The sequence below is a fragment of the Xanthobacter tagetidis genome, assembly GCF_003667445.1.
GTDB classification, from domain to species: domain Bacteria; phylum Pseudomonadota; class Alphaproteobacteria; order Rhizobiales; family Xanthobacteraceae; genus Xanthobacter; species Xanthobacter tagetidis.
Map to the genome: position 1 here is coordinate 183,186 of NZ_RCTF01000001.1, position 24,946 is coordinate 208,131.

Genomic DNA, 24,946 nt, shown 5'->3' on the forward strand with positions numbered 1-24,946 from the left:
GGCGCGTTGCGGTCGGGTCGGAACGCGGACAGCGCGATGCGCCGTCCCGTGCCGTCCTGTCAGCCCAGGAAAGGCGGAGCGCGCGGCTGGGACGGCAGCCGCGCCGGGGCGCGCGGGGTGATCGGGTGCGCCGGCGCAACGGAGGCGGCGACGGCGACCGAGCGCACGAGCGCGGGAACAGGGATGGGCGGCGGCAGGTCGGCGATATCCGCGCGCGCCAGACAGGCGGCGCAGCGGACCGCCGTCTCGTCGGCCTTGCCATCCCGGTCCGCATCCGTCGCAAGCGTAGATACGCCGGTGCAGATCAGCGCGCCCGACGCATCGCGCGGCATGCCGGCGACGAGGGCGCTTGCGAAGACGAGCTGGAAGACGAGCGCATAGGCGGCGGCCAAAGCGGCCACCCAGCCCATTCTCCCGATCCGCCCCGCAGGTTTCAACATTTCGCTACCACCCGACTTCCGGTTAGCACGTCGGCAGCCGCGTGAAAATACGGCATATGTGCGGCGGAAAGGTGCGGACACGGTGCGAGAGCGCTGCCGGAGCCGGGGGTCTCCCAAAGTCTGTCGTGACTCTCACGGCCGCGGGTGCGCAGATCCGTCCGGCGCGACAGGCCGGTCGGCGGACCGGCGAAGGCGCACCGCCTCGTGCCGGCCAGCATGGAGCGGACGGAGCCGGACGGCCTTCCCCGCAGCCCGGCCCCGCCCGTCGAGCCTGCGCCTGTGGACCGCTGGCGGCCCCATGCGGCGCAGGCCCATCCCGAAGCCGTCAGGCGGCAGCCTTTGTCCCGGCGCCGATCACGCCCTTGGCGGCAAGGTCGGCCCGCGCCCGCTCGTCGAGACCGAGCAGGGTGCCGAACACCTCGCCATTGTGCTGGCCGAGATCGGGCCCGCAGGCGGCGACCTTGCCGGGCGTCTCGGACAGGCGCGGGAAGGTGTTCTGCATCCGCAGGCTGCCGAACATGGGGTGGGCGATCTTCACGATCGCCTCGCGCGCCTTGAAGTGCGCGTCCTCCAGCATCTCCGGCGCGCGGTAGATGTCGCCGCGCGGCACGCCGTGGGAATCCAGCAGCGCGCCCAGCTCGTCCGCCCCCATGGTGCGCGACCAGTCGGCGATCATGGCGTCCAGCTCCGGCTGCACCTTGCCGCGCGCCGAATGGGTGGCGTAGCGCGGGTCCTGCGCCAGCTCGGGCCGGCCCATGGCCGCGGCGAGGCGCTTGAACACCGTGTCCTGGTTGGCGGCGATCAGCACGTAATGCCCGCTCTTGGTCGGGTAGACGTTGGACGGCGCGACGTTCGGCAGGATCGCGCCGGTGCGCTCGCGCACATAGCCCGCCTGGTCGTATTCGGTGACGAGCGATTCCATCATCGCCAGCACCGCCTCGTAGATGGCGCTGTCCACCACCTGGCCGCGCCCGGTGCGCTGCACCGCGTGAAGCGCCATGAGGCCGCCGAGGCAGGCGAACACGGCGGCGAGCGTGTCGCCGATGGAGATGCCCATGCGGCTCGGCGGCGTCGAGGGGTCGCCCACCACGTAGCGCAGGCCGCCCATGGCCTCGCCGATGGCGCCGTAGCCCGCCTTCTCCGCGTAGGGGCCGGTCTGGCCGTAGCCGGAGACGCGGATCATCACGAGGCGCGGGTTGATCTTGCGCAGGTCCTCATAGCCGAGGCCCCACTTCTCCATGGTGCCGGGGCGGAAGTTCTCCAGCAGGATGTCGGCATCCGCCACCAGCTTGCGGATCAGCTCCTGGCCCTCGGGCACGCGGGCGTTGATCTCCACCGACTTCTTGTTGCGGGCGATCACCGGCCACCAGAGCGACTTGCCGTGCTGCTTCTCGCGGCCCCATTCGCGCATGGGGTCGCCGACGCCCGGCTGTTCGATCTTGATGACCTCGGCGCCGAAATCGGCCAGCAATTGTCCGCAGAACGGGCCGGCGAGGAGCTGGCCCATCTCGATGACACGGATATCGGCCAGGGGCCCGAAGCTATCTTTCGTGCGCGGCGCACTCATGGCGATCACCTATTTGTCCGGACAAGATTGTTGGGATACAAACAGAAGGGAAACGGGCTGGCAAGGCTGCGCCGGCCCGACAAAGGGAGCAGGACGCCCATGACAACCGAGACTTCCCCCACCGTCGAAATCGTCGAGGTCGCCCCCCGCGACGGCCTGCAAAACGAACAGGTTCACGTCTCCACCGCGGTCAAGGCGGAACTGGTGAGGCAGGCGCTGGCGGCGGGCCTCAGGCGCATGGAGGTGACGAGCTTCGTCAACCCGCAGCGCGTGCCGCAGATGGCCGACGCCGAGGCCTTGATGCAGGATGTCCGGACATATCCGGGCCTCACCGCCATCGGCCTCGCCATGAACCGGCGCGGCTTCGACCGCGCGGTGGCGGCCGGATGCGACGAGGTGAACATGGTGGTGGTGGCCTCCGAGAGCCTCAGCCGGCGCAACCAGGGCATGGCCACCGCCGACAGCATCGCCATCATCCGCGAGGTCGCGGCCGCGGCGCGGGAGGTCGGCACGCCCATCTCGGTCACCATCGCCGCGAGCTTCGGCTGCCCGTTCGAGGGCGAGGTGCCGGAAGGCCGGGTGCTCGCCATCCTGGAGGAGGTGCTGCCGCTCGCGCCGCTGGAGATCGCCTTCGCCGACACCATCGGCTGCGGGGTGCCCTCGCAGGTGGGTTCCCTCGTGCGCCAGGCTAGGGCGCTTGCGCCCGGCATGCGTCTGCGCTGCCACTTCCACAACACGCGCAACACCGGCCTCGCCAACGTGGCGGCGGCGGTGGAGGCGGGAGCCCGCACCATCGACGCGAGCCTCGGCGGCACCGGCGGCTGCCCGTTCGCACCCGGCGCCACCGGCAACGTCGCCACCGAGGACGTGGCCTGGATGCTCCACCGCATGGGCATCTCCACCGGCGTCGACCTGGAGGAGGCAGTTGAGACCGCCAAGTGGCTCTCCGACGCGCTCGGCAAGCCGATGGCCGGCGGCGTCGCCAAGGCCGGCCTGTTCCCGAAGGAAGCGGCGCTCGGCGGCTGCGTGGCGGTCGCCTGAAATCGGGCCTGAGGGCGCGCGCGCCGGCCGGGTCCTCGGCCGGCAGCGCTTGTGCGGAGCGGCGCTCATCTCACGACGCGCGCCGCTCCAGCGCGCCCGGCCGCGCCGGCAGGCTGATGCCGAAATGGCGCTTCAGGACATAGGCGATGTCCTCATAGCAGGAGCCGAAGCGCACGATCTCCAGAGTCTCCACGTTCAGCAGCGTGGAGGACGAGCCGTAGGGATGGAAGCGCTGGAGCCCGTGGTCGATCACCAGGTCGGCGATGGCGAGGATCTCGCTCTCGATGTCCTCCACCTTGAACTTGGTGCCGCCGAGCGTGAGGTTCGCCGAGGAGCCGAACAGCGGGAATTGCGCGTCGAACGACAGCTGCGTCAGCGCCGCGTGGAACGGGCCGGCGTTCAGCAGCATCACGAGCGTGCCTTCCTTGGTGCTCGCACCCATCACCTGGGTGTCGAGGCCGGCCATCATGGGATGGTCGGCCCGGAACGGCGCGATGCAGCCGAGCGGCAGGTCGTAGTCGCCGGTGATGGCGGCGACGATCTCCGCCCCGCGCGTGCTCGTCTGATGCACGGCGCGGTGCGCCTCAAGGCTCGCCACCATGGCGTTGAGCTTCTGCGGCGCACGCTTCTTGGTGCGGAAGATGGTGTCGAGCGCCGCCTTGGAGCCGCCGAGGATGGAATAGCCGATGGTGTTTGGCACCACGGCGATGCCACCCTTCCGCAGCACCTCGAAGGCGCGGGCGGCATCGCCCGCGATGTCGAAGAGAGGAGCGCCCGACATGTCCGCGCCTCCGCTCAGGCCGCGACCGGCGCCGGGCGGGCCGGCAGCTCGATCTGGAAATGGCGGTTGAGGATGTCGGCGATCTGCTCGAAGCACACGCCGTAGCGGTGCACCTGGAAGCTCTTCAGATCGATGATGGTGGAGGAGATGCCTTCCGGATTCGCATAGCGCGACAGGCCGTAATCCACCTCGATGGCGGCGATGTCGCGCACTTCACGGTCGACGTCCTGGAGGCGATACTTCGAGCCGGTCAGCGAGCGGTTCGCGGACGAGCCGAGCACCGGGCGCATGCGCTGGCGCGACAGCTCGGTGATCGCCTTGTGGAGCGGGCCGGCATTCAGCAGCAGATCGAGCGTGCCGATCTTGGTGGAGCGCTCCATGGTGAACTCGTCCACCGAGGCGAAGATCGGATGATCGGCGCGGAACGGCGCCACCACGGAGAGCGGCAGGCCGTAGTCCTCGGTCACGGCGCGCACCAGCGTGCGCTCGCGCTCGCCGACGATGTGCAGCTCGGAGAAGATCTCGTAGTCCGCCATCATGCCGTTGGGCTTGGAGAAGCTGCGACCCTTGGCGGTGAAGATGTTCTTGATCGCGTCGCCGCAACCGCCAAACACGGCATAGGCCACATCGAGGGGAACGATCGCGACGCCCCCCTTGTCGAGCACGTCGAACACCGCCTCGGCGTCTTTCCTCGGGTCAAGCACGACCATCTTCGTCTCCTTGGAATTTCGGTGAAAGGTCACTTGCTCCAGGGCGCGAGCCAGGAGCGCAATGCGATAAGCGCGATGCGGAAGATCACCGTGGCGGTGACGATGATGACCAGCAGCGCCACCACGCCGGTGGTGTCGAAGCCCATGGAGGCCGCCGAGATCAGGTGGCCGAGGCCGGACGTCGAGCTGATGAACTCGCAGATGATGACGCCGATCAGGCACAGGCCGATGGCAAGGTCGACGGCGGCCCACATCCAGGTCACCAGGCTCGGCCCCGTCACCATTCGGAAAGTCTGCCAGCGGCCGGCGCCCATGAGCAGGAAATGCCGCCGCAGCATGGGATCGATCTGCCGCATGCCCTCCAGCACGTTGGTGGTGAACACGAACAGCGCGATGGAGACGGCGAGCGCCACCTTGGCGGTGATGCCGACGCCGAGGAACAGCACGATCAGCGGGCCGAACGCCACGCGCGGGATGCCGTTGATGGCGACGAGCAGCGGGTTGAGCGTCGCCTCCAGCAGCGGCCAGCGATACAGCGCCATGCCGAGCGCGAGGCCGACGAGGGCGGAGAGCGCCAGGGCGATCACCGCCGCCCCGAGCGTGTCGAAGAGGTGCGGCCAGATCATGCCGCTCGCGAACATCTCGTAGAGCCGCCGTCCCACCAGCACCGGCGAGGACATGGTGGCCGGCTCCATCCAGCCCGCGGACACCGCGAGCTGCCACAGCGCGAGCACCGCCGCGATCAGCAGCAGGCGGGAGGCCGAGAGGCCGAGACCGAAGCGCATCTTCGCCATGGGAGCCTTCCGCTCGGATGACACGGACATGACGCTCATCGCGTGGTCTCCCACGGCGAGAGCCGGCTCTGACCCCAGCGCAGCAGGCCGTCGAGCACAAGGGCGAGCACGCCGAGGACGATGATGCCCACGTAGCACCAGGCCACGTTGAAGGTGCCGAAGCCGTACTGGATGATGAAGCCGACGCCGCCGCGCGCGGCCACGAACTCGCCCACCACCACGGCGGTGAGCGCGAGGCCCAGCGAGATGCGCAGCGCGCCGTAGTGCCAGCGGGCGAGCTGCGGCAGCATCAGCATCTTCAGCATCTGCCAGCGCGAGGCGCCCATGAGGCGCAGGTTCGAGCGCACCACCGGGTCGATGCCCTTGAGGCCGGCCACGGTGTTGAACAGGAACACGAACACGACGATGGTCACGGCCAGCGCCGCCTTCGAGGCGATGCCGATGCCGAGCGCCGCCGCGAACGCCGGGGCGAGCGCGATCTTCGGCAGCGCGTTCATCGCCGACCAGATGGGATCGAACAGCTTCTCCAGCCAGTCCGACAGGCTCATGAGGATGCCGAGCGCGGTGCCGATGGCGGCGCCGATGGCGAGCCCGATGAGCGTGGCGCTCACCGTGAGCCAGACATGGTTCAGAAGCTGGCCGTTGAGCGTCAGCTTCCAGAACAGGGTGCCGATCGCGGAGGGGGTCGAGAACCAGAAGGTCGGGCTCTCGATGAAGGCGTTCATCCAGCCGTTGCCGGTGCCGGTCTCCCAGGCGACCAGGAAGGCCGCCACGGCGGCGAGCTGGATGTAGCGCGCGGTGCGCCGGGTGCTTTGGGCGGCGAGCGTGGTCATAGCGCGAGCGTCCGGCCGACTTCGGCGCGCAGCGAGGTGGAGAGGGTGCGCAGCGTCGGCTGGAAGCCGTCCGCGAACTTCGCCTCGTCCACGGTGCGCGGGCGCGGCAGCGGCACGTCGAGCACCTCCTTCACCGTGCCCGGATGGGCGGTGAGGATCACCACCCGGTCGCACATGCAGATCGCCTCCTCGAGGTCGTGGGTGACGAACAGCACGGTCTTGCGATTCTCGCCCCACAGGCGGAGGAAGTCGTCCTCGATGATGGTGCGCGTCTGCGCGTCGAGCGCGCCGAACGGCTCGTCCATGAGGATCACGGGCGGGTCGAAGGCGAGCAGCACGGCGAGCTGCACGCGGCGGCGCATGCCGCCGGAGAGCTGGCTCGGATAGCGGTCGGTGAAGCGGCCGAGGCCCACCTTGTGGAGCACCTCGTTCGCCCGCGCCGGCCACTCGGCCTTGGGCACGCCCTTGAGTTCCAGGGCGGCGCAGACGTTGCCGTAGGCGGTGCGCCACGGCAGCAGGCTGTCCTTCTGGAACAGGTAGCCCACCTCGCCAGGCACCACGCCGGTGACGGCATGACCGTTGAAGAGCAGTTCCCCCGACGCCACCGGGATCAGCCCGGCGACGGCGTCGAGGAAGGTGGTCTTCCCGCACCCCGAGGGTCCGACGATGCCGACGAACTCGCCTTCCGCGACATGGAGGGAGAAATCCTCCAAAGCGACGAAGCCATTGCCGTGGCGGATGGTGATCCGGGTGGCGGAAATCAGCGGCCGTGACATGTAATCGGACCCTCTTGGTTCGGACGGCGCAGCGCTCAGTAGCCCTTGGCCGGCGGCGCCTTCCAGGTGCGCCACAGGTCCTCGAAGCCGGGCGGGACCACCTCGGCCATGGTGAAGTTCTTCGTGGTGACGCCAGCGAACTTGCCGTATTCGACCACGTTGGCGAGGCTCTGGGCGCCCATCACCGGCGAGAACGAGGCGAGGTGCTCGTTGAGGCTGCGCCGCAGCACGTCCTTCGCGACGCCGGGGAACATGGCCTGGTAGACGTCCAGCACCCGCGGGTCGCCCTGAAGGATGACGTCGATCGCTTTGGTGTTGGCGCGGTTGATGTTCTTGGCGGTCTCGAGATTCTTGTCGATCCAGGCCGACTTCGCCGCCAGGCATTCCATGGCGAAGTCCTGGAAGATCGCGGGCGGATCGCCGGCGGGACCGCTCCAGACCGGATAGGCGATCTTCTTCTCGTACTTCAGGATCGACTGGGCGGGATCGAACGCCATCAGGACGTCGATCTGGCCTTCGGTGAAGGCCTTCACCTGGGTCGCCGGGCTGCCCACCGCGACGAAGGAGACGTCGGTATCCGGGTCGAGGCCGGCCGAGCGCAGGACGTAGCGCGAGGACACGTGGCTGCCCGAGCCCATGCCCGAGACGCCGATGGTCATGCCCTTCAAGTCCTTGACGGACTTAACCTTGTCCTTGTGCTTGATGTTGACGATCAGCTCGGTGATGTAGCGCTGCTCCTGCACCGCGATCACCTTCACGTCGAGCCCTGTCTCGCGCAGCTTCAGCATGTGCTCGACGCCGGCATTGGCGACGTCCGCGGCGCCGGTGAGCAGGAGCTGGGTGATCTCGGAGCCGCCGCGCGCGATCACGAACTCCACGTCGACGCCGAAGTCCTTGAAGATGCCGAGGTCCCGGGCCACCCAGGTGGGGAACAGGATGATGCTCGGCAAAGTGGCGATCTTCACCTTGGCGCCCTGCGCGAAGGCGCCGCCGCCGAGGCCCGCGCTCGCCGCGAGGCCGGCTGCTCCGGCGAGAAGTGCGCGCCTGTTCAATTGGATAGCCATCTGGTCCTCCCTCTTGCCCCGGACCCGTCGCCGGCGGGGGCGTTATTGGGGGAGATCCGTCCGGGACCGCCGAACCGCGGTCCTGCCGGACGACCTCCCATTTTCGCCTCCGGACGAGACTCATCCGGGGGTTGCGAGAAGATGTCCGGTCAAATACCGCGTGCCACCAGGGCCGCTCGCCGCTCGGCGCCGCCGGCGGTGTTTCCGCACCGCAGCACGATCGAGAGGGCTTCAGCCTTGCGGCAGGTCACCTGCGTCATGGTCGTTCTCCCGGATTTTTGTTCTTATTTGTCCGGACAACATAGACCAGGAATTTCGAGTGTCAACCGACCATCGCAACGGTCACGAATCCTGACCCGGCCAGTCCCCGCGGCGGATCGACATGACGTAGGAGAAGCGATCCGCCGGATGCCAGTTGAGCGAGGTCAACATGATACCTCCGCTTGCATCAAGATAGCGCCGCACGAACCGCATGGCCGGCGCGCCGGGCCGCACGTTCAGCGGCTTGGCGATGGCGGCGGGCAGCGCGCAGGCGGTGATCTCCTGGATCGCCTCGGCGATAGTCTCGCCCGAGCGCGCCTCGACCAGCGCGTAGATCGGGCCGTCCGCATCGCTGACATCGGCCAGAAGCGGCACGAAGCGCACGTGGATATAGACCGTGGTGTAGCTGATGGTCTCGGTCCGCTCCGGCGTCCAGCGCACGCCCTGAAGCCGCATCCAGCGGCTGCCGACCGGCGCCTTCAGCACCAGCGCCTCTTCGTCGTCCAGGGCGTAAATCCCTGAATCCATGATCTCCAGGTGGGTGTCCCGGGCATATTGGAAGAATTCCGCCAGGGTCCTCATGGTGTGGGAATAGGAGGTGCGGGGCGAGGCCGCGACCACCCGCGAGCCGGCCCCCTGGCGGCGTTCCACCATCCCCAGTTCCACCAGTGAGCGCAGCGCCTCGCGGATGGTGTAGCGGCTGGCCCCGAAGCTCGCGCACAGCGCCGCCTCGGTGGGCAGCAGCGTCCCCACCGGATAGCGCCCCACCGAAATGGCCGTTTCCAGCTGCTTGGCGATCTGGCGGTAGCGCGCCGGATCGTCCTCGCCGCGCGCGGCCCGTGCGGAGGACGCGGCGGGCGGCTGTTCGGGCGGGACCGCCTGCGCGGTCCCGGTCAAGTCCCGGCGTGTCCTCATCCTTGGTCCCGCTTGTCTGGCGTTTGGTCCGGCAGTCTAGCGCGGTCGCGGGGACAAATCGATACTTGTCCGGTCAATTTTGGATTTGTTCGCCAGATGCCCCAACCTGTCCGGCGAAGTTCGCAAGGCCGAGGGTCAGTCCGCCGCCGGCGGCGGCGCGGGCGCCTCGGCCTCCACCTCGCCGCGGCGCTGGAGCCAGAGCATCACCAGCCACGAGGCCGACGCCCAGGCCGCCCCCACCGCCCAGCCGCCGAGCACGTCGGTGGGCCAGTGGACGCCGAGATAGATCCGGCTCGTCCCCACCAGCACGGTGACGAGCACGGCGACGCCGATCAGGAAGGCCTTCACCCGCACCCGCTCCTGGCTGCGGGCGAGCAGCGCGCCGAGGGTCAGGTAGATCGCCGCCGAGAGCATGGCGTGGCTGGAGGGGAAGCTCTGGCTGTAGACCGCGACACCGTGCGGCACGAGGTCGGGCCGCGGCCGGTCGAAGCCCCATTTGAGCAGGCTCGCCAGCACCGTGGCGCCGAGCACCGAGGCCGCCACCAGCAGCGCCGTGGCGCGCCGGCGCACCAGCAGCAGATAGGCGATCACGCCCACCGTGACCAGCGCCAGAACCGTGGTGCCGCCGAGCGCGGTCAGGTCGCGCATCACCTCCTCGAACCAGGTCGGGCCGATCGGGTCGGCGAGATCGCCGGGATTGCGCAGCGCCAGGAGAATGGTGCGGTCGAGGCGCCCGGTGTCGCCCTCCAGCACCTCGCCCGCCAGCACGGCGAAGGCATAGAGCGCCAAGGCGGCGAAGGCGACCACGGCGAGCGTCACCCGCTCCATCCGGCCAACCGGCGCGAGCGCCCGCCCGATGGGGCTCGCCGCCAGCCAGCCATAGGCGCGGGCCAGAACGGGTCCGGCGAGGGGAATGGCGCTCAGGCGGGAGAGCCCGGTGTCGTCGGAAGGCATGGTGCCATGGTTGGCGGGTTTATGCCGCACCGTCAATGGCGTAGCCGCCCCGGCCGACTGCAACGGAGCGAAGCGCAGTGGAAGGAGAGCCGGGGCCCAGCGCAAGCACTGCGCCGCAGGCGGCTCATCCCGCCGCAGGCGGGTGGCGCAGGGTATTGCCCGCTGCGCGGGAGCCTCCCCTGGACCCCGGCTCGGCGCTCCGGCTTTCGCCGTCGCTGGGCCGGGGAACGGCCGGTCTCTGCCCCCTTGCTGCCCGCCGCGGCCCCTGCCAAGACTGGCCCATGGAGAGCACCGATCCCGCGCCCCCGGCCCCGGAGGGCATCCGCCTGTTCATCGATGCCGATGCCTGCCCGGTGAAGCAGGAGGCCTACAAGGTGGCGCTGCGCCATCTGGTGCCGGTGATCGTGGTGGCGAACGCGCCCATCGCCGTGCCGCGCGATCCGCTGGTGCACCGCGCGGTGGTGCCGGCCGGGCCGGATGCGGCGGACGACTTCATCGCCGCGCGCGCCCGGCGGGGCGATGTGGTGGTCACCGCCGACATCCCGCTGGCGGCGCGCTGCGTGAAGGCGGGGGCCGACGTGATCGCCCCCTCGGGCCGGCCGTTCACGCCGGATTCCATCGGCATGGCGCTCGCCACCCGCAACCTGTTCGAGGACCTGCGCTCCCAGGGCGCCGTCACGGGCGGGCCGAAGCCGTTCTCGCCGCGCGAGCGCTCGGCCTTCCTGTCGGCGCTGGACCTCGCCATCGTGCGCCTGAAGCGCGCCGGCCTGCTGCCCGCTCCCGCGCCCTGAACGAACCGGGCGAGGCGCTCCCTTCCCCTCTCTGTGCCCCCGCTGCGAAGCGTGGATGGCCGGGACAAGCCCGGCCATGGCGGCGGCTGCTGGCGGCCGATCCGCCCTATTCCTTCTCCAGCCGCACGGTCTGGTCCTCGATCGCGAGCACCAGCGCGCCGAGCTTGCCGTCGCCGCCGGCCTCGAACTGGGCGAAGCCCAGCGGCGTGTCGCCGTTCAGCTTCACCACATTGGCGAAGCGGCCGGTGGGCAGCAGGCTGGCGGTGAAGACCAGGCCGTCGAACGGATCGAGCCGCAGCTGCGCGCCGGTCGCCTCCAGCGTCAGGACCAGCGCGCCGGCCTCCGCGCTCAGCTTCGCCGCGCCGAGCACCGGGCCGACATAGGCGCCGGCGAGCGGGGCGAGGTCGCCGGCGGCACGCGGCGCCGCCGGGCGCTTGAAGCGGGCCTGCGCGGCGTCCGCCTGCGCCTTCGCCTTCTCCAGCGCGCCCTTCATCGGGTCGAGATCGGCGTCGCCCAGGAGCTTGCCGTAGATCCAGAAGGCCAGCGCGTCGGGAAAGCCGTTGTTCTCCGCATTGGAGAGCACCACCACGCCGAAACCGTGCTCGGGCGCGAAGCCGAGATGGGCGCCGAAGCCCACCGTGCCGCCATTGTGCCAGACGATGCGACCGTTCGCGGTCTGCGTCGTCACCCAGCCCATGTCGTAGGTGGAGACGTCGCTCATGGCGACCCGCGCCATGCGCGTGACCTTGAGGTTCTCCTCCGAGACCAGGCGCTTGCCCTCGTGGAGGCCGCCGGCCATCTGCAGAGCGAGCCAGCGCGTCATGTCGTCGAGGCTGGAATTGATGTCGCCCGCCCCGCCGAGGGCATAGGGGAAGACCGGGTCGAACGGCACCTCCACCGCGCCCTTCGGATCGTAGCGGTGGCCCACCGCATGGTTGGGCGCGGCGGCGATCGCCTCGGCGGTGAAGCTGGTGGAGGCCATGCCGAGCGGGCCGACGATCTCCTTCTGCGCCACCGCGTTCCAGTCCGCCCCATCGAGCGCGGCAGCGACGATGTCGCCCGCCACGAGGTGGGTGATGTTGGTGTAGGCGAAGCTGGAGCGGAACGAGGTGATGGGCGCGGCATGGCGCAGCGAGGCGACGAGCGCCTGAGGCCCGTAGCCCAGCATGGTCATGAAATCGTGCGCGTAGGGGGTGAGGCCCGAGCGCTGCGCGATGATGTCGAACAGCCGCATCTCCCGCGTCACCCACGGGTCCTTGAGTGCGAACCGCGGGTGGCGGTCGACGATGGCATCGTCCCACTTCAGCGCCTTGCGGTCCACGGCGATGGCCATGGTGGTGGCGAGGAAGGCCTTGGTGGTGGAGCCGATCTGGAACACCGTCTTCGCGTCCACCGGCCGCGTGTCGCTCCTGGCGCGCACGCCGAGCGCCGTGCTGTAGGCGACCTTGCCGTCCACCACCACGGCGATCACTGCGCCCGGCACGTCGAAGCCCTTCATGCCGGCGGCGGCATAGGCCGCGATCTGCGGCCCCAGCGCTGCCGCGCGGTCGGCCATGGCGGCATCGGCGCGCGCCGGCCCGGCGGCACAGACGAGCGCGGCTGCGAGGCCGGCGGCGATAAGAACCCGTGACGTGGAAACTCCGGCTGGAACCCGCATGCCCCGTCCCTCCCCGCGCGATGCCGCGCCCCTTGCCTCAGACTGCCACGCCGGCGTCGCGGGTCTCCATATAGTCGGCGAGCGCGACCGCGTCCGCCGGCGCGATGTGCAGGCCGAGCTTGGTGCGCCGCCACAGAATGTCGTCGGCGCTCATGGCCCATTCCCGGTCCATCAGGTGGTCCACCTCGCGCCGGCAGAGGTCCGGGCCGAACCAGGGGCCGAGTTCGGCCTCGGATCGCGCGTCGCCGAGGATGCGGAAGGCCATGGTGCCGTAGGCGAGGAACATGCGCCGCGCGATGCGCTTGTCGAGGAAGGCGAAACGGGTGCGCAGGAGCCGCAGCACCGTGTCGAATTCGGCGAAGGGAAAGTCGCCGCCGGGCAGCGCCGCCTTGCCGGTCCAGGACCCCGCCATGAGGGGCAGATGGGGCGCCAGCTTGTCGAGCGCGGCTTCGGCGAGGCGGCGGTGCGTGGTGAGCTTGCCGCCCAGAATTGTGAGAAGCGGTGCCGCCTCGCGCGGGGCGTCGAGGGCGAGCGCGTAGTCGCGCGAGGCGTCCTGCGCCGCTCCGGCGGCGTCGCCGGCAAGCGCACGCACGCCGGCGAACGCCCACACCACGTCGGACGGCGTGACGGGAGCGGCGAAGTATGCGCTCGCGGCGGCACACAGATAGGCGATCTCCTCGGGGCTCGCCTGCGCGTTCTCCGCAGGGCGGGAAACATCGCGGTCGGTGGTGCCGATGAGCGTGAAGTCGGCCTCATAGGGGATGGCGAAGACGATACGCCCGTCGGCAATCTGGAACACGTAGGCGCGCTCTTGCGGATAGAGCCTCGGCACCACGATGTGGCTGCCCTGGACGAGGCGCAGGGGCGGAGCGGGATGCAGCTTCAGCGCATCGAGCACATCGCCCGCCCACGGGCCGGCGGCGTCCACCAGAGCGCGGGCGAGCACCTGCCCGCGCTGTCCGCCGCGCGCCACCGTGAGCCGCCAGAGCGCGCCCTCGCGGCGCGCCGCCACCACCTCGGTGCGGGTGAAGACGTTGGCGCCCCGGTCCGCCGCGTCGCGCACGGTCAGTGCGACGAGGCGGGCATCGTCGGCGAAGCAGTCGGAATATTCCAGGCCGCGCACGTAGTTCGGCTTGAGCGGCGCGCCGAGCGGGTTGCCGGCGAGCTTGACGGACGCGCTGCGCGGCAGCGCGCCGCGGCCGGCCAGGAAATCATAGGCCATGAGGCCGAGGCGCAGCTTCCAGAAGGGCCGCATGCCGTCGCGGTGCGGCAGCACGAAGCGCAGCGGCCGCACCAAATGCGGGGCGATGGTCCGCAGCACCTCGCGCTCGGCCAGCGCCTCCCGCACCAGGCGCAGCTCGCCGTGCTCCAGATACCTCAGCCCGCCATGGATCAGCTTGGTGGAGGCGGAGGAAGTGCCGGACGCGAGATCGTCCTTCTCGAACAGAACGACCTTCAGGCCACGGCCGGCGGCATCGCGGGCAATGCCGCCGCCATTGATCCCGCCCCCGATCACAGCAAGGTCATGGATCGGGATAGCGGAGGTATCTTGTTGATCCAAAACGATTCTCTCCGTCTGGCCCGCGAGCGCAGAATGCCCCGAACCTAACGGAACGTCGAGTGAGCGGCTGGATCCCCTGCCGACCTCGCCCGGTCTAGAGCCCGATCAGACCCCCGGCGGCGAACCCGCCGTCGACGGCGATGTTCTGCCCGGTGACGAAGGAGGACTTCGCACCGTCGAGCAGGAAGCAGATGGCGCCCGCCACTTCGGCGGGGGCGGCGTAGCGGCGCATGGGCACGGTCTTCATCCAGCCCTCGCGCGCCTCGGCGGTGTGGAGCGCCTTCACCATGGGCGTCTCGATGGGGCCGGGCGAGACGGAGTTCACGCGGACGCCGAGCGGGGCGAACTCCACCGCAAGGATCTGGGTGAGCTGGATCACCGCCCCCTTCGACGAACCGTAGGCGGTGCGGCCGAGATTGCCGCGCATGCCGGACACCGAGGCGATGTTGACGATGGAGCCGTCCTTGCGCGGGGCCATGGCCTTCGCCGCCTCGCGCGCCACCAGGAAGGAGCCCACCACGTTCACGTCGAGGATCTTGCGGAACAGCTCCGGCGAGGTCTCCAGCGCCGGGATGTCGGCGGCGATGCCGGCCGAATTCACCACGCCCATGAGCGGGCCGAAATCGGCCTCCGCATCCTTCACCACGTTCGCCACCTGGGCCTCGTCGGTGACGTCGACGCGGGCGAAGCGCACCTGATCCCCATGGGCGGCGAGCGCGGTGCGGGCGCTGTCGATGCTGGCCTGGACCACGTCGGCGGCCACCACGCGCCAGCCTTCCACGAGCAGCGCCTCCACCACCGCGAGCCCGATGCCCGAGGCCCCGCCCGTCACGATCACGCTTCCTGCCTGAGACACGATGCTTCTCCTTTTTGCTGCCTGCGTCGTCATTCGCGGGCGCCGGTTCCGTCGTTCGCGCGCCCCGGTTCCCGGAACCCCCGCGCCGCGAACTCCGCGCCGGCCCCGCCGTTCGCGTCCGTCCCCCGCACACGGGAGAGGGCCTTGGCCTTGGCTCCTCAGCCGGTCCGCGCGGGAGCGGGCGGCTCCAGCAGGCCGCGGGCCTCGATCTCCTCGCGGATCATCTTCTTGGTGATCTTGCCGTAGGCGGACTTGGGCAGCGCGTCCCAGAAGAACACCTTGCGGGGCAGCTTGTAGCGGGCGACCTTGCCGTCGAGGAACGCGATCAGCTCCTCGTCCGTGAGCGCCGCGCCCGCGCGCCGCACGCACACGGCGACGCCCACCTCGCCCCACATGGGGTCCGGCACGCCGAGGATCGCCACCTCCGCCACCGCCGGATGGGTGAGCACCTGCTCCTCCACCTCGCGCGGATAGACGTTGGAGCCGCCCGATATGTACATGTCGGAGGCGCGGCCGGTGATGTAGACGAAGCCCTCCGCGTCCATGTGGCCGAGGTCGCCGGTGCGGAACCAGCCGTTGCGGAACGCCTTCGCATTGGCCTCCGGGTTATCGTAATAGCCGGCGAACACGGCCGGGCCGGTGACGCAGATCTCGCCGGTGGCGAACGGCGCCACCGCGGCGCCCTGGTCGTCCTGGATCTCGACCTGCATGCCGGTGCGCTCATAGCCGCAGGTGCCGAGCTTCACATGCGGGCCGTCCTCCGCCTCATGCAGCGCGCAGGGCAGAACGGTGATGTTGCCCGTGACCTCGCCGAGGCCGAAATACTGCACCAGAACCTTGCCGAGCTTCCTCAGCGCGAACTTCTGGTCCTCCCGGTACATGGGCGCGCCGGCATAGATCACGTAGCGCAGGGACGAATGGTCGAACTGGTCCACCGCCGGGTGCTCCACCATCAGCTTGGTGATGGTGGGCACGGTGAAGAGGTTGGTGACGCGCCATTCCTCCACCAGGCGCCAGGCCTCGGTGCCGTCGAAGCGCTCGGACGGCAGCAGGATGGTCTTCGCCGCCCGCGCCACCTGCACCAATTGGTGCACGCCCGCCCCGTGGGACAATGGCGCCACCACCAGGGAGGCGTCCTCGTGGGTGGTGCCGGGCATCAGGTCGCACAGATGGTTGGTGACCACGAACGCCATCTGGCCGTGGGTGAGCACGGCCGCCTTGGGGCGCCCGGTGGTGCCGGAGGTGAAGAAGAACCAGCACGGATCGTCCCGCTCCACGTCCGCGTCGCGGAAGGCCGTGCCGAGATAAGGCGCGAGCACGGCGTTGTAGTCCGGCCCGAAGTCCGCCGCGCCGATGGCGACGACGATGTCGATGGCGCCCGCCTCGGCGCGCGCCGCCGCGACGTGCTCGGGGAAGTCGGCATGGCAGATCATCGCCCGCGCGCCGGAGGCGGAGGCGAGATAGGCGACCTCGGAGGGCGTCTGGCGGAAGTTGGTGGGCACCCACACGGCGCCGAGGCGGAAGGCGACGAACATGCTCTCGAACATTTCGAGGCAGTTCTTCGACTGCACCAGGATGCGGTCGCCCTTGACGACGCCCTTGGCGGCGAGCGCCGCCGCCATGGCGTCCACCCGCGCGTCCATCTCGGCCCAGCTCACGTGCTGGGCGCCGTGCACGAAGCCGATCTCGCCCGGGAAGCGGCGGCCCGCCTGGCGCAGGAAATGAGCGAGGTTCATCACCCGGTCGCTGACGCGGGCAAGGCCGCCCCGCGGGGTGCCGGTGGCTGTCATCTCATGGCCTCCAGGGATGAAAGAGTGCCCGGCGCAGGCGCGCGGGCGGATGGGATTTCGTAAGGCGCGTTCATGCCGCCCCCTCCTTGGCCGGCACGCGGGCGGACCCGGCGGGCCGCGCGGGCCCCCGGCTCTTCGCCGCCGCGCCGAGTGCGACCTCAAGCGCGTGCGCCTCGCGCAGCAGCAGCGCGGCGAGCTCCGGCTGCCGCTCGGGCGTGAGCCGCGTGTCGATGGCGGCGATGGAGAGCGCGCCGGCCGGGCGCCCCTCCGCATCGCGCACGACGACGCCGATGCCCCAGGAGCCGGAGACGTAGAGACCGGGATTGAGCGCGTATCCGAGCCGGCGCGCCGCGCTCACCCCCTGCCTGAGGCGCTCGGGTGCGTAGCCGGGATAGTGCGCGGCGAGCGCGTCCCCGTTGGCGGCGAGGATGCGCTCCACCTCCGGATCGGGCAGCGCGGCGAGAATGGCGAGGCTGCCCGCGCCGACGCCGAGCGGATGCCGGTCGCCGGCCTGGAGCACGTGGGTGCGGATGGGAAAAGTGCCCTCCTCGCGGTGCAGGCACACGCCGAAGATGTCGCGCGGCACGGTGAGGAAGGCGCAGTCGCCGCTCTCGCGGGCAATGCGCGCCAGCGCGCCGAGCGAGAGCGTATGGATGCCGAATCGCGCCGAGGCCAGGGTGCCGAGCACATAGGCCTCGGGGCCGATATGGTAGCGCCGGCTCGCCTCGTCCTGGTCCACCAGGCCGGCGCGCACCAGCGCCAGCAGCACCCGGCGCACGGTGGGCTTGGGCAGGCCGGAGCGCTCGACGATGTCGGACAGGCGCCCGCCGTCCGGCCCCGCGCGGCCCACCAGGAGCAGCACGGCGATGGCGCGCTCGATGGCCTGGGTGCCGCCCGCCGCCGGCTCGTCGGCGGCGCGCGGGGCGGCAGACGCTGCAATCGCAGGCTTCGCAACCGAGGGCTTTACGGCTGCGCCCTTTGCGGCTTTGCTCTGGCCGGCCCGGCCCTTCGCCCGGCCCGTTCGCATGCCCGTATCCACGCCTGCTCCCCGTGACCCATCATGTGGTGATCCAGCATGTGGACCTTGTTCTTGATTTCTTGCCGCCGATCGGCCAAACCGTTCGGCGCGAGACCATACCCCCCTTGCCTAATTGCCACAAGCGGGCGAGCATTGGGGCATAAAGTCAGGTCCATATCATGGACCTGTAAATGATAATGCGGTCCGGATGGACCCTGTCAGGAGGAGAGCCAAGGATGTCGCTGACCCGTCGCACCCTTTTGAAGGCGAGCGCCGCGAGCGCGCTGGTGGGCGGCATTGCCGCGCCGCACGTCGCCCGCGCCCAGGCTGCCGAATTCAGCTACAAGTACGCCAACAACCTGCCCGTCACGCACCCCATGAACGTGCGCGCCAACGAGATGGTGGAAGCCATCAAGAAGGAGACGAACGGGCGGGTCGAGATCAAGGTATTTCCCTCCAGCCAGCTGGGCGGCGACACCGACATGCTCAGCCAGCTGCGCTCCGGCGGCATCGAGTTCTTCACCCTCTCGCCGCTGATCCTGTCCACCCTGGTGCCGAACGCCTCCATCAGCGGCATCGGCTTCGCCTTCCCCGACTATGCCGCCGTGTGGAAGGCCATGGACGGCGAGCTCGGCGCCTATGTGCGCGGGCAGATCGCCAAGTCCGGCATCGTCGCCCTGGACAAGATCTGGGACAACGGCTTCCGCCAGATCACCACCTCCACCAAGCCGATCCAGACCGCCGCCGACCTCAAGGGCCTGAAGATCCGCGTGCCCGTCTCGCCGCTGTGGACCTCCATGTTCAAGGCGTTCGACAGCGCCCCGGCCTCGCTCAACTTCTCCGAGGTCTACACCGCGCTTCAGACCGGCGCCGTGGACGCCCAGGAGAACCCGCTCGCCATCATCTCCACGGCGAAGCTCTACGAGGTGCAGAAGTACTGCTCGCTCACCAACCACATGTGGGACGGCTTCTGGTTCCTCGCCAACCGGCGCGCGTTCGAGCGCCTGCCGGAGGACCTGCGCGCCATCGTCGTGAAGAACGTGAACGCCGCCGGCGTGAAGGAGCGCGCCGACGTGGTGGAGCTGAACGCCACCCTGCGCAAGGAACTGGCGGAGAAGGGCCTCGCCTTCAACGAGCCGAAGGTGGACAGCTTCCGCGACCAGCTGCGCAAGGCCGGCTTCTACGCCGAGTGGAAGGGCAAGTACGGCGACGAGGCGTGGGCGACGCTGGAGAAGTATACCGGCCCGCTCTCCTGAGCCTGTCTGACGAAGGCGATCCACTTCCGCGCGGACACCCCCTCCCCTGCCCCTCCCCACAAGGGGGAGGGGTTCTCGCTGCACCGCCGCGGGGCTTCCGCGGCCTCCCCTCCCCCTTGTGGGGAGGGGCGAGGGGGGGTGGGGGTGCTGCGAGACGGGAGTGATGCCCTCCCCCGCAAGCGGGAGAGGGGATAGCCTGCCACAACATCCCCCACGGCGGGGACCACGCCTTTCCGAAGTCAGGACCTCCGCCATGGCCGCAGCCGACGAAATCCTGCCGCTGGTCGCCGACAGCGACGCCCCCCGCGCGGGCTCGCGCTTCATGCGGCCGGTGGAGGCGCTCGCCGCCGCCTTGCTGATGGTGGTGGTGCTCCAGCTGCTCGCCAACGCGCTCTCGCGCTATCTGCTGCATCTGCCCATCATCTGGGGCGACGAGGTCGCCTCCATCGCTTTCATCTGGCTCGCCATGCTGGGCTCGCTGGTGGCGATCGACCGCAACGAGCACCTGCGCCTGACTTTGTTCGTGCGCGCCATGCCCGAGCGCCTGCAGCGCTTCGTGGACACGCTGGCGCTGCTGCTGGTGGCGGCCTTCCTGCTCGCCCTCGCCTATCCGGCCTACGACTATGCCTCGGAAGAATCCTTCATCACCCTGCCGGCGCTCGGCATCGCCGGATCGTTCCGCGCGGCGGCGCTGCCGGTGGGCATCTGCGGCATGGCGGCGCTCGCCGTGGCCCATGCGGTCCGGCGCTCCAAGCTCGCCGACATCCTGATCTCGCTCGCCATCGTCGCCGCGGCGCTCGGCGCCATGTGGCTCGCCGCGCCGGCGCTCATCAAGGCCGGCAACGTCACCATCCTCCTGTTCCTCGTTGGCTTCGTAGCGGCGTGCCTGGTGGCGGGCGTGCCCATCGCCTTCTGCTTCGGCATCGGCACCATCTGCTATCTCGCCTTCTCCACCCACGTGCCGCTGCTGGTGATGATCGGCCGCATGGACGAGGGCATGAGCTCGCTGGTGCTGCTCTCGGTGCCGGTGTTCGTGCTGCTCGGCTGCGTGCTCGACCACACCGGCATGGGCAAGGCCATCGTCGACTTCCTCGCCTCGCTGCTCGGCCATGTGAAGGCCGGCATGTCCTACGTGCTGCTGGGCTCGCTGTTCGTCGTCTCGGGCATCTCCGGCTCCAAGGTCTCCGACATGGCGACGGTGGCGCCGGCGCTGTTCCCGGAGATGAAGCGGCGCGGCCACAAGCCGAAGGAGATGATCGCGCTGCTCGCCACCGGCGCCGCCATGGCGGACACGGTGCCGCCCTCCATCGTGCTGATCGTGCTGGGCTCGGTGGCGGGCGTTTCCATCGCCGCTCTGTTCACCTCCGGCTTCGTGGTGGCCATGGTGCTGCTGTTGGCGCTCGCCGTGCTCGCCCGCTTCAAGGCGCGCCACGAGGACATGGCGGGCGTGACGCGCGCGCCCGGCAAGCTCATCCTCAAGACCATGCTGGTGGCGGCGCCGGCGCTGCTCTTGCCGTTCTTCATCCGCGGCGCGGTGTCGAGCGGCGCGGCCACCGCCACCGAGGTGTCCACCTTCGCGGTGGTCTATGCGCTGATCGTCGGCATGGTGCTCTATGGCGGCATCTCGCTGCGCACCTTCTACGGCATGCTGGTGGAGACGGCGGCGCTCACCGGGGCGATCCTCGTCATCCTGGCCTGCGCGGTGGCCATGGCGTGGGCCATCACCCAGGCCGGCATCGCCAACGACCTCGCCGCCTTCATGGGCGCCTTGCCCGGCGGGGCGTGGGGCTTCCTCGCGGTGAGCATCCTCGTCTTCCTGGTGCTCGGCTGCATCCTGGAGGGCCTGCCCGCCATCGTGCTGATGGCGCCGCTGATGTATCCCATCGCCCGCAAGCTCGGGATCAACGACATCCACTATTCCATGGTGATCGTCACGGCCATGAACATCGGCCTGATGACGCCGCCCATCGGCATCGGCTTCTACCTCGCCTGCAAGATCGGCCAGGTCTCGCCCGACGAGGCGCTGAGCGCCATCTGGCCCTATCTGGTGGCGCTGTTCGCCGGCCTGCTGGTGATCGCCGCCGTGCCGTGGATCTCCATCGGCATGCTCTAGCCCGCGCCGAACGCGCGCGCCGGAGCCGGAGCCTGATCGCAATACTCGATCAGCAGGTCGGTGAGCACGCGGATCTTGCGGGCCGGATGCTGGCCCGGCGGGCGCACCACATAGGCACCCGCCGGCGGCGGGGGATGGCGCGCCAGGACCGGCACGAGCGCGCCGGATGCGATGTAATGGTCGGTCAGGCAATCGGGCAGGCAGGCGATGCCCAGCCCCGCGGCCGCCGCGGCGGCGAGCGCCGTGCCGTTGTCGGCCTTGAAGCGCCCCTGCGGGCGGACCGTGACGATGCTGTCGCCATCCATGAGCTGCCAGCTTTCGGTGCCCTGCATCAGGGCCTCGTGCCCGGCCAGATCCGGAGGGGTCTCGGGCGCGCCGCGCGCCGCGACGTAGTCCGGGCTTGCGACGAACTTGCCGAAGATCGGCCCGACGCGCCGTGCCACCAGGTTCGAGTCCGGCAGGTAGCCGACCCGTATGGCGCAGTCATATCCCTCCGTAACGAGATCGACGAAGCGATCGCCGTAGCAGGCGTGGACCTGGAGCTGCGGGTGGCGGCGGGCCATCTCCGCCAGGATGGGCGCAAAGTGGTTGGGGCCGAACGACAGCGGCACCGCCACGCGCAGCCGCCCGCGCAGGTCGCCGGCGGGCAGGATCGTCTCGCGCGCCACCTCGATCTCGGCGCAGACCCTGGCGGCATAGTCGCGGAACGTCGACCCGGCTTCGGTGAGGGCAGCGCCCCGCGTGGTCCGCGCTAGAAGCTGGACGCCGAGGTCCGCCTCCAGCCGAAACAGCCGCCGGCTGACGACCGACTTCGCGACGCCGAGCCGAAGCGCCGCGGCGGATACGCCGCCCGCATCCGCCACCTCGACGAACGTCCGGAGTTCTTCGATGTCCATACCGCGTTCCTCGCCGCGTTCCGCGTTTCGCGACACAGCTTACCCCATTCGGGCGCTATCGCATCTTTCCGGGGAACGACAAAAGAGAGCGCAGACACCCGCGCCGTGGGCGCATGTCACTTCGACCCACCCCGCTCCTGCAACCCAACGGCCGCCTCCGGCGGCAAGGATGGCTCCATGACCTTTCGCAACGGCCTTGCTTCGCTGCTGCGTCCCGAGGACTCGGTCCTCGTTCTGATCGACCACCAGCCCTACCAGCTTGCGAACGTGAACAGCCACGAGCCGCAGATGGTCATCAACAACACGGCGGGCCTGGCGAAGGCGGCCAAGGCGTTCGGGGTGCCGACCATCCTCACCACCGTGCTCGCGGAGCGGGGCGGCCTTCTCTTCCCCCAGATCACCGAGGTGTTCCCCGGCCAGGAGGTGATCGACCGGACGCTCATCAACACCTGGCAGGACCCGAAGGTGGTGGACGCGGTCAAGGCGACGGGCCGCAAGCAGCTGGTGATCGCCGGCCTGTGGACCGAGGTCTGCGTCGCCATGCCGGCGATCCAGGCGCTCGGCGAAGGCTGGGACGTGACGGTGATCACCGATGCCTCCGGCGGCGTCTCGGTGGAGGCCCACCAGGTCGCCATCCAGCGCATGATCGCCGCGGGCGCGAACGTGATGACCTGGCTGGCGCTGGCGGCCGAATGGCAGCGCGACTGGGCCCGGATCGACCAGGCCGTCGCCCTGACGCAGGTCATCACCCAGCATGCCGGCGGCAGCGGCATCGCCTTCCTGTGGGAGCAGCAGCTGCTCAATACGCCGGTTCCGGCCGCGGCGGGCTGACCTGAGCGGGGATGAGAGGTGCGCCGAGCGTCCCGCGCCGCAGGTGGCGCGGCGCTCGAACCCCTCTCCTCCCCCTCGGCCACGGCCCGCCCGCAATAGGAGCCCCCGCCCCACTGCAGAGGCCGGCGGGAGCGGCGTGCATGCACCCGCGTTTGGCGCCCATGTGCGGCGAGGCGCGCACGGGCGTGGCGGGGAGGCCACCCCTCAGGCTGGCGCCTCCGTCTGCGGACCGCGCGCGCGGCGCGGACGGCCGGGCACGGCGATGAAGGCGAGGTCGTCGAGCATGCCCAGCAGCTGGGCGCCGGTGTCCAGCTCCCGGTCGAGCGCCGCCATGGTGCGCGCGAGGCCGATGTCCTCGTCGTCGAGCCAGATGCCGACGATGCGCGCGAACAGGAGCGCCAGCCCCTTCGCCCGCACCGACCCCGAAAGCCCGGTGCAGCCGATGCCGGCCGCCGCCAGCATCCAGCGCTGCGAGCGCTCGGACAGGCGCAGCATCACAAGCGCCAGCGCCGGGTCGCGCCGGGCGGAGCGGACGAGGCCGCGCACCGCGTCCTTGTGCGGCTCCAGCGCGTCGAGCCGGCGCATCAGCACCTCGAACAGGCGCTCCTTCGGGCCCTCGCCGGCGAGGTCCTCGCTGTCCGGCCCGCCCTCCGCCAGCACATGGCGGTCGGTGGCGCGGAAGAAGGCGGCGAGCAGGTCCGGGCGGCCGGCGAAGGTGGCGCGCATCTCGGCGAGCGGCACGCCCGCGCGCTCGGCCACCTCGGCGAGATCGATGGCGCCGTAGGGCCGCTGCGCCAGGAGGTCGAGGAAGGCGCGCAGGCAGGCCTCGCGGCTGGTCTCAGAGGTCATCGGCTCCTCCCCATGGCGCGCAGCGCGCGAATGACGGACACGCCGAGTGTAGCGCGAAATCGCGGCGGACCGGCGGCCGCTTCAGCCGGCGAGTTCCTTGCCGCGCCGGGTGGCGGCGGCGACCGCGTCGGCGAGCAGCGGACCGAAGCCCCCGGCCTCGTCCATCAGCACCGCGAGCGCGGCCGCCGTGGTGCCGCCGGGCGAGGTCACATTCTGGCGCAGGGTGGCGGCGGGCAGGTCCGACTGGTCCATGAGCGCGCCGGCACCGGAGACCGTGGCGCGGGCGATGCGTGCCGAAAGCTCCGCCGGCAGGCCGGCCTTGGCGCCCGCCTCGGCCAGCGCCTCGGCGAGCAGGAAAGCATAGGCCGGGCCGGAGCCGGAGACGGCGGTGGCGGCGTCCATGAGGTCCTCGTCGTCGATCCACTCGACGATGCCGATGGCGCCGAGCAGCGCGCTCGCGAGCGCGCGGCCGTCCGCGGTTACAGCTCCGTTCGCCACAGCCACCGTGACGCCGCGGCCGATGGCGGCGGGGGTGTTGGGGATCGAGCGGACGATGGCGGTGCCCGCCGGCATGGCATCCGCGATGAAGCCGAGCGTGCGGCCAGCCATCACCGACACCACCAGCGTATTCGGTCCCACCAAAGGCGCCACCCGGGACAGCACGTCGGGCGCCACCTGCGGCTTCACCGCCAGCAGCAGCACGCTGGGGGTCGCGATGGCGTGCGCGGGGGGATTCACATCGACCCCCTTGGCCTTAAGCGCTCCCGCCGGCTCGTCCGGCAGATTCGGGTCGATGGCGACCGCGAGCCGAGCCGGCAGGCCGAGCTTCAGCCAGCCCTCCAGCATCGCCCCGCCCATCTTGCCGGCGCCCACCAGCACCACGGGACCGGTGAGGGAGGACAAAGCGCGCTCGGACATGGGGGCCTCTGTGAATATGAAACGGCACAGCCCGCCCCCACGGGGCGGCCCCTCCTTCTAGGTCGGATCGCCATTCGGGGCCAGCGGCCGGCGCGGCATTTCTCTCCGGGGACCAGGCGCGGGGGACGCCCATGGGGTCAAATGCCAAGTCTCCATCGTGATACCCACAATTGCCGTCGAGGGATTGACGAAGTCATTTTCCCATGTATCTATCGTTTTAATATACAAATAAACGCAATTTTTAGGTGAAATATCAGTTCCGGCCCGCCAGCCG

The 24,946-nt window shown here is 70.1% G+C and carries 23 protein-coding genes; 5 read left to right on the forward strand and 18 right to left on the reverse strand.

All coding sequences use genetic code 11. The features are described 5' to 3' along the window. Window positions 1-59: 59 nt before the first annotated feature. Both D9R14_RS00810 and D9R14_RS00815 read right to left on the reverse strand, forming a co-directional pair. Entirely contained in the window at window positions 60-392 is a 333-nt protein-coding gene (locus D9R14_RS00810; RefSeq protein ID WP_147452920.1) for a DUF2946 family protein, read from the reverse strand. A gap of 373 nt (window positions 393-765) precedes the next feature. Beyond that, complete coding sequence (locus D9R14_RS00815; RefSeq protein WP_121621770.1) at window positions 766-2,007, reverse strand: CaiB/BaiF CoA transferase family protein; 1,242 nt, start codon at window positions 2,005-2,007, stop codon at window positions 766-768. A 99-nt stretch (window positions 2,008-2,106) separates the two neighbouring features. Here D9R14_RS00815 and D9R14_RS00820 point away from each other — a divergent pair, with 99 nt between their 5' ends. Further along, window positions 2,107-3,048 (forward strand): hydroxymethylglutaryl-CoA lyase, encoded by a 942-nt coding sequence (locus tag D9R14_RS00820; protein WP_121621395.1) that lies wholly within the window; start codon window positions 2,107-2,109, stop codon window positions 3,046-3,048. A gap of 70 nt (window positions 3,049-3,118) precedes the next feature. On the opposite strand, the gene D9R14_RS00825 is transcribed toward D9R14_RS00820, so the two are convergent. The 8 genes from D9R14_RS00825 to D9R14_RS00860 form a co-directional block, all read right to left on the reverse strand. Beyond that, window positions 3,119-3,829, reverse strand: coding sequence for a Sua5/YciO/YrdC/YwlC family protein (locus D9R14_RS00825; protein ID WP_121621396.1), 711 nt, complete (start codon window positions 3,827-3,829; stop codon window positions 3,119-3,121). A gap of 14 nt (window positions 3,830-3,843) precedes the next feature. Continuing rightward, window positions 3,844-4,539, reverse strand: coding sequence for a Sua5/YciO/YrdC/YwlC family protein (locus tag D9R14_RS00830; protein WP_147452921.1), 696 nt, complete (start codon window positions 4,537-4,539; stop codon window positions 3,844-3,846). Between the two features lie 29 nt (window positions 4,540-4,568). After that, complete coding sequence (locus tag D9R14_RS00835) at window positions 4,569-5,333, reverse strand: ABC transporter permease (RefSeq protein WP_170168430.1); 765 nt, start codon at window positions 5,331-5,333, stop codon at window positions 4,569-4,571. Between the two features lie 35 nt (window positions 5,334-5,368). Continuing rightward, on the reverse strand, window positions 5,369-6,166 hold the full coding sequence (locus D9R14_RS00840) for an ABC transporter permease (RefSeq protein WP_121621399.1): 798 nt from the start codon (window positions 6,164-6,166) through the stop codon (window positions 5,369-5,371). After that, window positions 6,163-6,942 (reverse strand): ABC transporter ATP-binding protein, encoded by a 780-nt coding sequence (locus D9R14_RS00845; protein ID WP_170168431.1) that lies wholly within the window; start codon window positions 6,940-6,942, stop codon window positions 6,163-6,165. The genes D9R14_RS00840 and D9R14_RS00845 overlap by 4 nt, the downstream gene beginning before the upstream one ends. Window positions 6,943-6,977: 35 nt before the next feature. Further along, a complete protein-coding gene (locus tag D9R14_RS00850; RefSeq protein WP_121621400.1) occupies window positions 6,978-8,006 on the reverse strand; it encodes an ABC transporter substrate-binding protein in 1,029 nt (342 codons plus the stop codon). Window positions 8,007-8,348: 342 nt separating this feature from the next. Further along, the gene (locus D9R14_RS00855) at window positions 8,349-9,164 is read right to left on the reverse strand and encodes a GntR family transcriptional regulator (protein ID WP_170168432.1); all 816 of its coding nucleotides are present in this window, start codon (window positions 9,162-9,164) and stop codon (window positions 8,349-8,351) included. A gap of 153 nt (window positions 9,165-9,317) precedes the next feature. After that, on the reverse strand, window positions 9,318-10,136 hold the full coding sequence (locus D9R14_RS00860; RefSeq protein WP_121621402.1) for a phosphatase PAP2 family protein: 819 nt from the start codon (window positions 10,134-10,136) through the stop codon (window positions 9,318-9,320). 281 nt (window positions 10,137-10,417) lie between these two features. Here D9R14_RS00860 and D9R14_RS00865 point away from each other — a divergent pair, with 281 nt between their 5' ends. Next, complete coding sequence (locus tag D9R14_RS00865) at window positions 10,418-10,927, forward strand: YaiI/YqxD family protein (protein WP_121621403.1); 510 nt, start codon at window positions 10,418-10,420, stop codon at window positions 10,925-10,927. Between the two features lie 106 nt (window positions 10,928-11,033). Here D9R14_RS00865 and D9R14_RS00870 read toward each other — a convergent pair whose 3' ends face one another. The 5 genes from D9R14_RS00870 to D9R14_RS00890 all read right to left on the reverse strand — a co-directional run bounded on the left by D9R14_RS00870 (window position 11,034) and on the right by D9R14_RS00890 (window position 17,818). Then, window positions 11,034-12,584 carry a serine hydrolase domain-containing protein gene (locus tag D9R14_RS00870; protein ID WP_121621404.1) on the reverse strand — a complete coding sequence of 517 codons (1,551 nt, stop codon included), beginning with the start codon at window positions 12,582-12,584 and terminating at the stop codon, window positions 11,034-11,036. 37 nt (window positions 12,585-12,621) lie between these two features. Next, complete coding sequence (gene glpD / locus D9R14_RS00875) at window positions 12,622-14,145, reverse strand: glycerol-3-phosphate dehydrogenase (RefSeq protein ID WP_184759581.1); 1,524 nt, start codon at window positions 14,143-14,145, stop codon at window positions 12,622-12,624. 94 nt (window positions 14,146-14,239) lie between these two features. Further along, window positions 14,240-15,001: an SDR family NAD(P)-dependent oxidoreductase gene (locus D9R14_RS00880; protein ID WP_121621405.1), complete on the reverse strand. Its 762-nt coding sequence runs from the start codon at window positions 14,999-15,001 to the stop codon at window positions 14,240-14,242. 158 nt (window positions 15,002-15,159) lie between these two features. After that, window positions 15,160-16,791, reverse strand: a complete 1,632-nt coding sequence (locus D9R14_RS00885) for an acyl-CoA synthetase (protein ID WP_121621406.1) — start codon at window positions 16,789-16,791, stop codon at window positions 15,160-15,162. A gap of 70 nt (window positions 16,792-16,861) precedes the next feature. Further along, window positions 16,862-17,818 (reverse strand): IclR family transcriptional regulator, encoded by a 957-nt coding sequence (locus D9R14_RS00890; protein ID WP_121621407.1) that lies wholly within the window; start codon window positions 17,816-17,818, stop codon window positions 16,862-16,864. A 227-nt stretch (window positions 17,819-18,045) separates the two neighbouring features. Here D9R14_RS00890 and D9R14_RS00895 point away from each other — a divergent pair, with 227 nt between their 5' ends. After that, a complete protein-coding gene (locus D9R14_RS00895) occupies window positions 18,046-19,065 on the forward strand; it encodes a TRAP transporter substrate-binding protein (protein WP_121621408.1) in 1,020 nt (339 codons plus the stop codon). A gap of 253 nt (window positions 19,066-19,318) precedes the next feature. After that, on the forward strand, window positions 19,319-21,178 hold the full coding sequence (locus D9R14_RS00900; protein WP_121621409.1) for a TRAP transporter large permease: 1,860 nt from the start codon (window positions 19,319-19,321) through the stop codon (window positions 21,176-21,178). On the opposite strand, the gene D9R14_RS00905 is transcribed toward D9R14_RS00900, so the two are convergent. Then, window positions 21,175-22,074, reverse strand: coding sequence for a LysR family transcriptional regulator (locus tag D9R14_RS00905; RefSeq protein ID WP_121621410.1), 900 nt, complete (start codon window positions 22,072-22,074; stop codon window positions 21,175-21,177). The two genes, D9R14_RS00900 and D9R14_RS00905, sit on opposite strands and share 4 nt — an antisense overlap. A 177-nt stretch (window positions 22,075-22,251) precedes the next feature. Here D9R14_RS00905 and D9R14_RS00910 point away from each other — a divergent pair, with 177 nt between their 5' ends. Further along, window positions 22,252-22,905: a hydrolase gene (locus D9R14_RS00910; protein ID WP_121621411.1), complete on the forward strand. Its 654-nt coding sequence runs from the start codon at window positions 22,252-22,254 to the stop codon at window positions 22,903-22,905. 204 nt (window positions 22,906-23,109) lie between these two features. Here D9R14_RS00910 and D9R14_RS00915 read toward each other — a convergent pair whose 3' ends face one another. After that, window positions 23,110-23,754 (reverse strand): TetR/AcrR family transcriptional regulator, encoded by a 645-nt coding sequence (locus D9R14_RS00915; RefSeq protein ID WP_210313858.1) that lies wholly within the window; start codon window positions 23,752-23,754, stop codon window positions 23,110-23,112. 81 nt (window positions 23,755-23,835) lie between these two features. After that, entirely contained in the window at window positions 23,836-24,672 is an 837-nt protein-coding gene (proC, locus tag D9R14_RS00920) for a pyrroline-5-carboxylate reductase (protein ID WP_121621413.1), read from the reverse strand. Window positions 24,673-24,946 lie beyond the last annotated feature (274 nt).

Excerpts from the sequence above, each read along its gene's own strand:
- D9R14_RS00910 (WP_121621411.1), top strand. The coding sequence starts at position 22,252 with ATGACCTTTCGCAACGGCCTTGCTTCGCTGCTGCGTCCCGAGGACTCG.
- D9R14_RS00870 (WP_121621404.1), bottom strand. The coding sequence starts at position 12,584 with ATGCGGGTTCCAGCCGGAGTTTCCACGTCACGGGTTCTTATCGCCGCC.
- D9R14_RS00845 (WP_170168431.1), bottom strand. The coding sequence starts at position 6,942 with ATGTCACGGCCGCTGATTTCCGCCACCCGGATCACCATCCGCCACGGC.
- D9R14_RS00830 (WP_147452921.1), bottom strand. The coding sequence starts at position 4,539 with ATGGTCGTGCTTGACCCGAGGAAAGACGCCGAGGCGGTGTTCGACGTG.
- D9R14_RS00895 (WP_121621408.1), top strand. The coding sequence starts at position 18,046 with ATGTCGCTGACCCGTCGCACCCTTTTGAAGGCGAGCGCCGCGAGCGCG.
- D9R14_RS00820 (WP_121621395.1), top strand. The coding sequence starts at position 2,107 with ATGACAACCGAGACTTCCCCCACCGTCGAAATCGTCGAGGTCGCCCCC.
- D9R14_RS00905 (WP_121621410.1), bottom strand. The coding sequence starts at position 22,074 with ATGGACATCGAAGAACTCCGGACGTTCGTCGAGGTGGCGGATGCGGGC.
- D9R14_RS00850 (WP_121621400.1), bottom strand. The coding sequence starts at position 8,006 with ATGGCTATCCAATTGAACAGGCGCGCACTTCTCGCCGGAGCAGCCGGC.
- D9R14_RS00865 (WP_121621403.1), top strand. The coding sequence starts at position 10,418 with ATGGAGAGCACCGATCCCGCGCCCCCGGCCCCGGAGGGCATCCGCCTG.
- D9R14_RS00900 (WP_121621409.1), top strand. The coding sequence starts at position 19,319 with ATGGCCGCAGCCGACGAAATCCTGCCGCTGGTCGCCGACAGCGACGCC.
- D9R14_RS00860 (WP_121621402.1), bottom strand. The coding sequence starts at position 10,136 with ATGCCTTCCGACGACACCGGGCTCTCCCGCCTGAGCGCCATTCCCCTC.
- D9R14_RS00840 (WP_121621399.1), bottom strand. The coding sequence starts at position 6,166 with ATGACCACGCTCGCCGCCCAAAGCACCCGGCGCACCGCGCGCTACATC.
- proC (WP_121621413.1), bottom strand. The coding sequence starts at position 24,672 with ATGTCCGAGCGCGCTTTGTCCTCCCTCACCGGTCCCGTGGTGCTGGTG.
- D9R14_RS00890 (WP_121621407.1), bottom strand. The coding sequence starts at position 17,818 with ATGCGAACGGGCCGGGCGAAGGGCCGGGCCGGCCAGAGCAAAGCCGCA.
- D9R14_RS00915 (WP_210313858.1), bottom strand. The coding sequence starts at position 23,754 with ATGACCTCTGAGACCAGCCGCGAGGCCTGCCTGCGCGCCTTCCTCGAC.
- D9R14_RS00885 (WP_121621406.1), bottom strand. The coding sequence starts at position 16,791 with ATGACAGCCACCGGCACCCCGCGGGGCGGCCTTGCCCGCGTCAGCGAC.
- D9R14_RS00835 (WP_170168430.1), bottom strand. The coding sequence starts at position 5,333 with ATGGCGAAGATGCGCTTCGGTCTCGGCCTCTCGGCCTCCCGCCTGCTG.
- D9R14_RS00815 (WP_121621770.1), bottom strand. The coding sequence starts at position 2,007 with ATGAGTGCGCCGCGCACGAAAGATAGCTTCGGGCCCCTGGCCGATATC.
- D9R14_RS00825 (WP_121621396.1), bottom strand. The coding sequence starts at position 3,829 with ATGTCGGGCGCTCCTCTCTTCGACATCGCGGGCGATGCCGCCCGCGCC.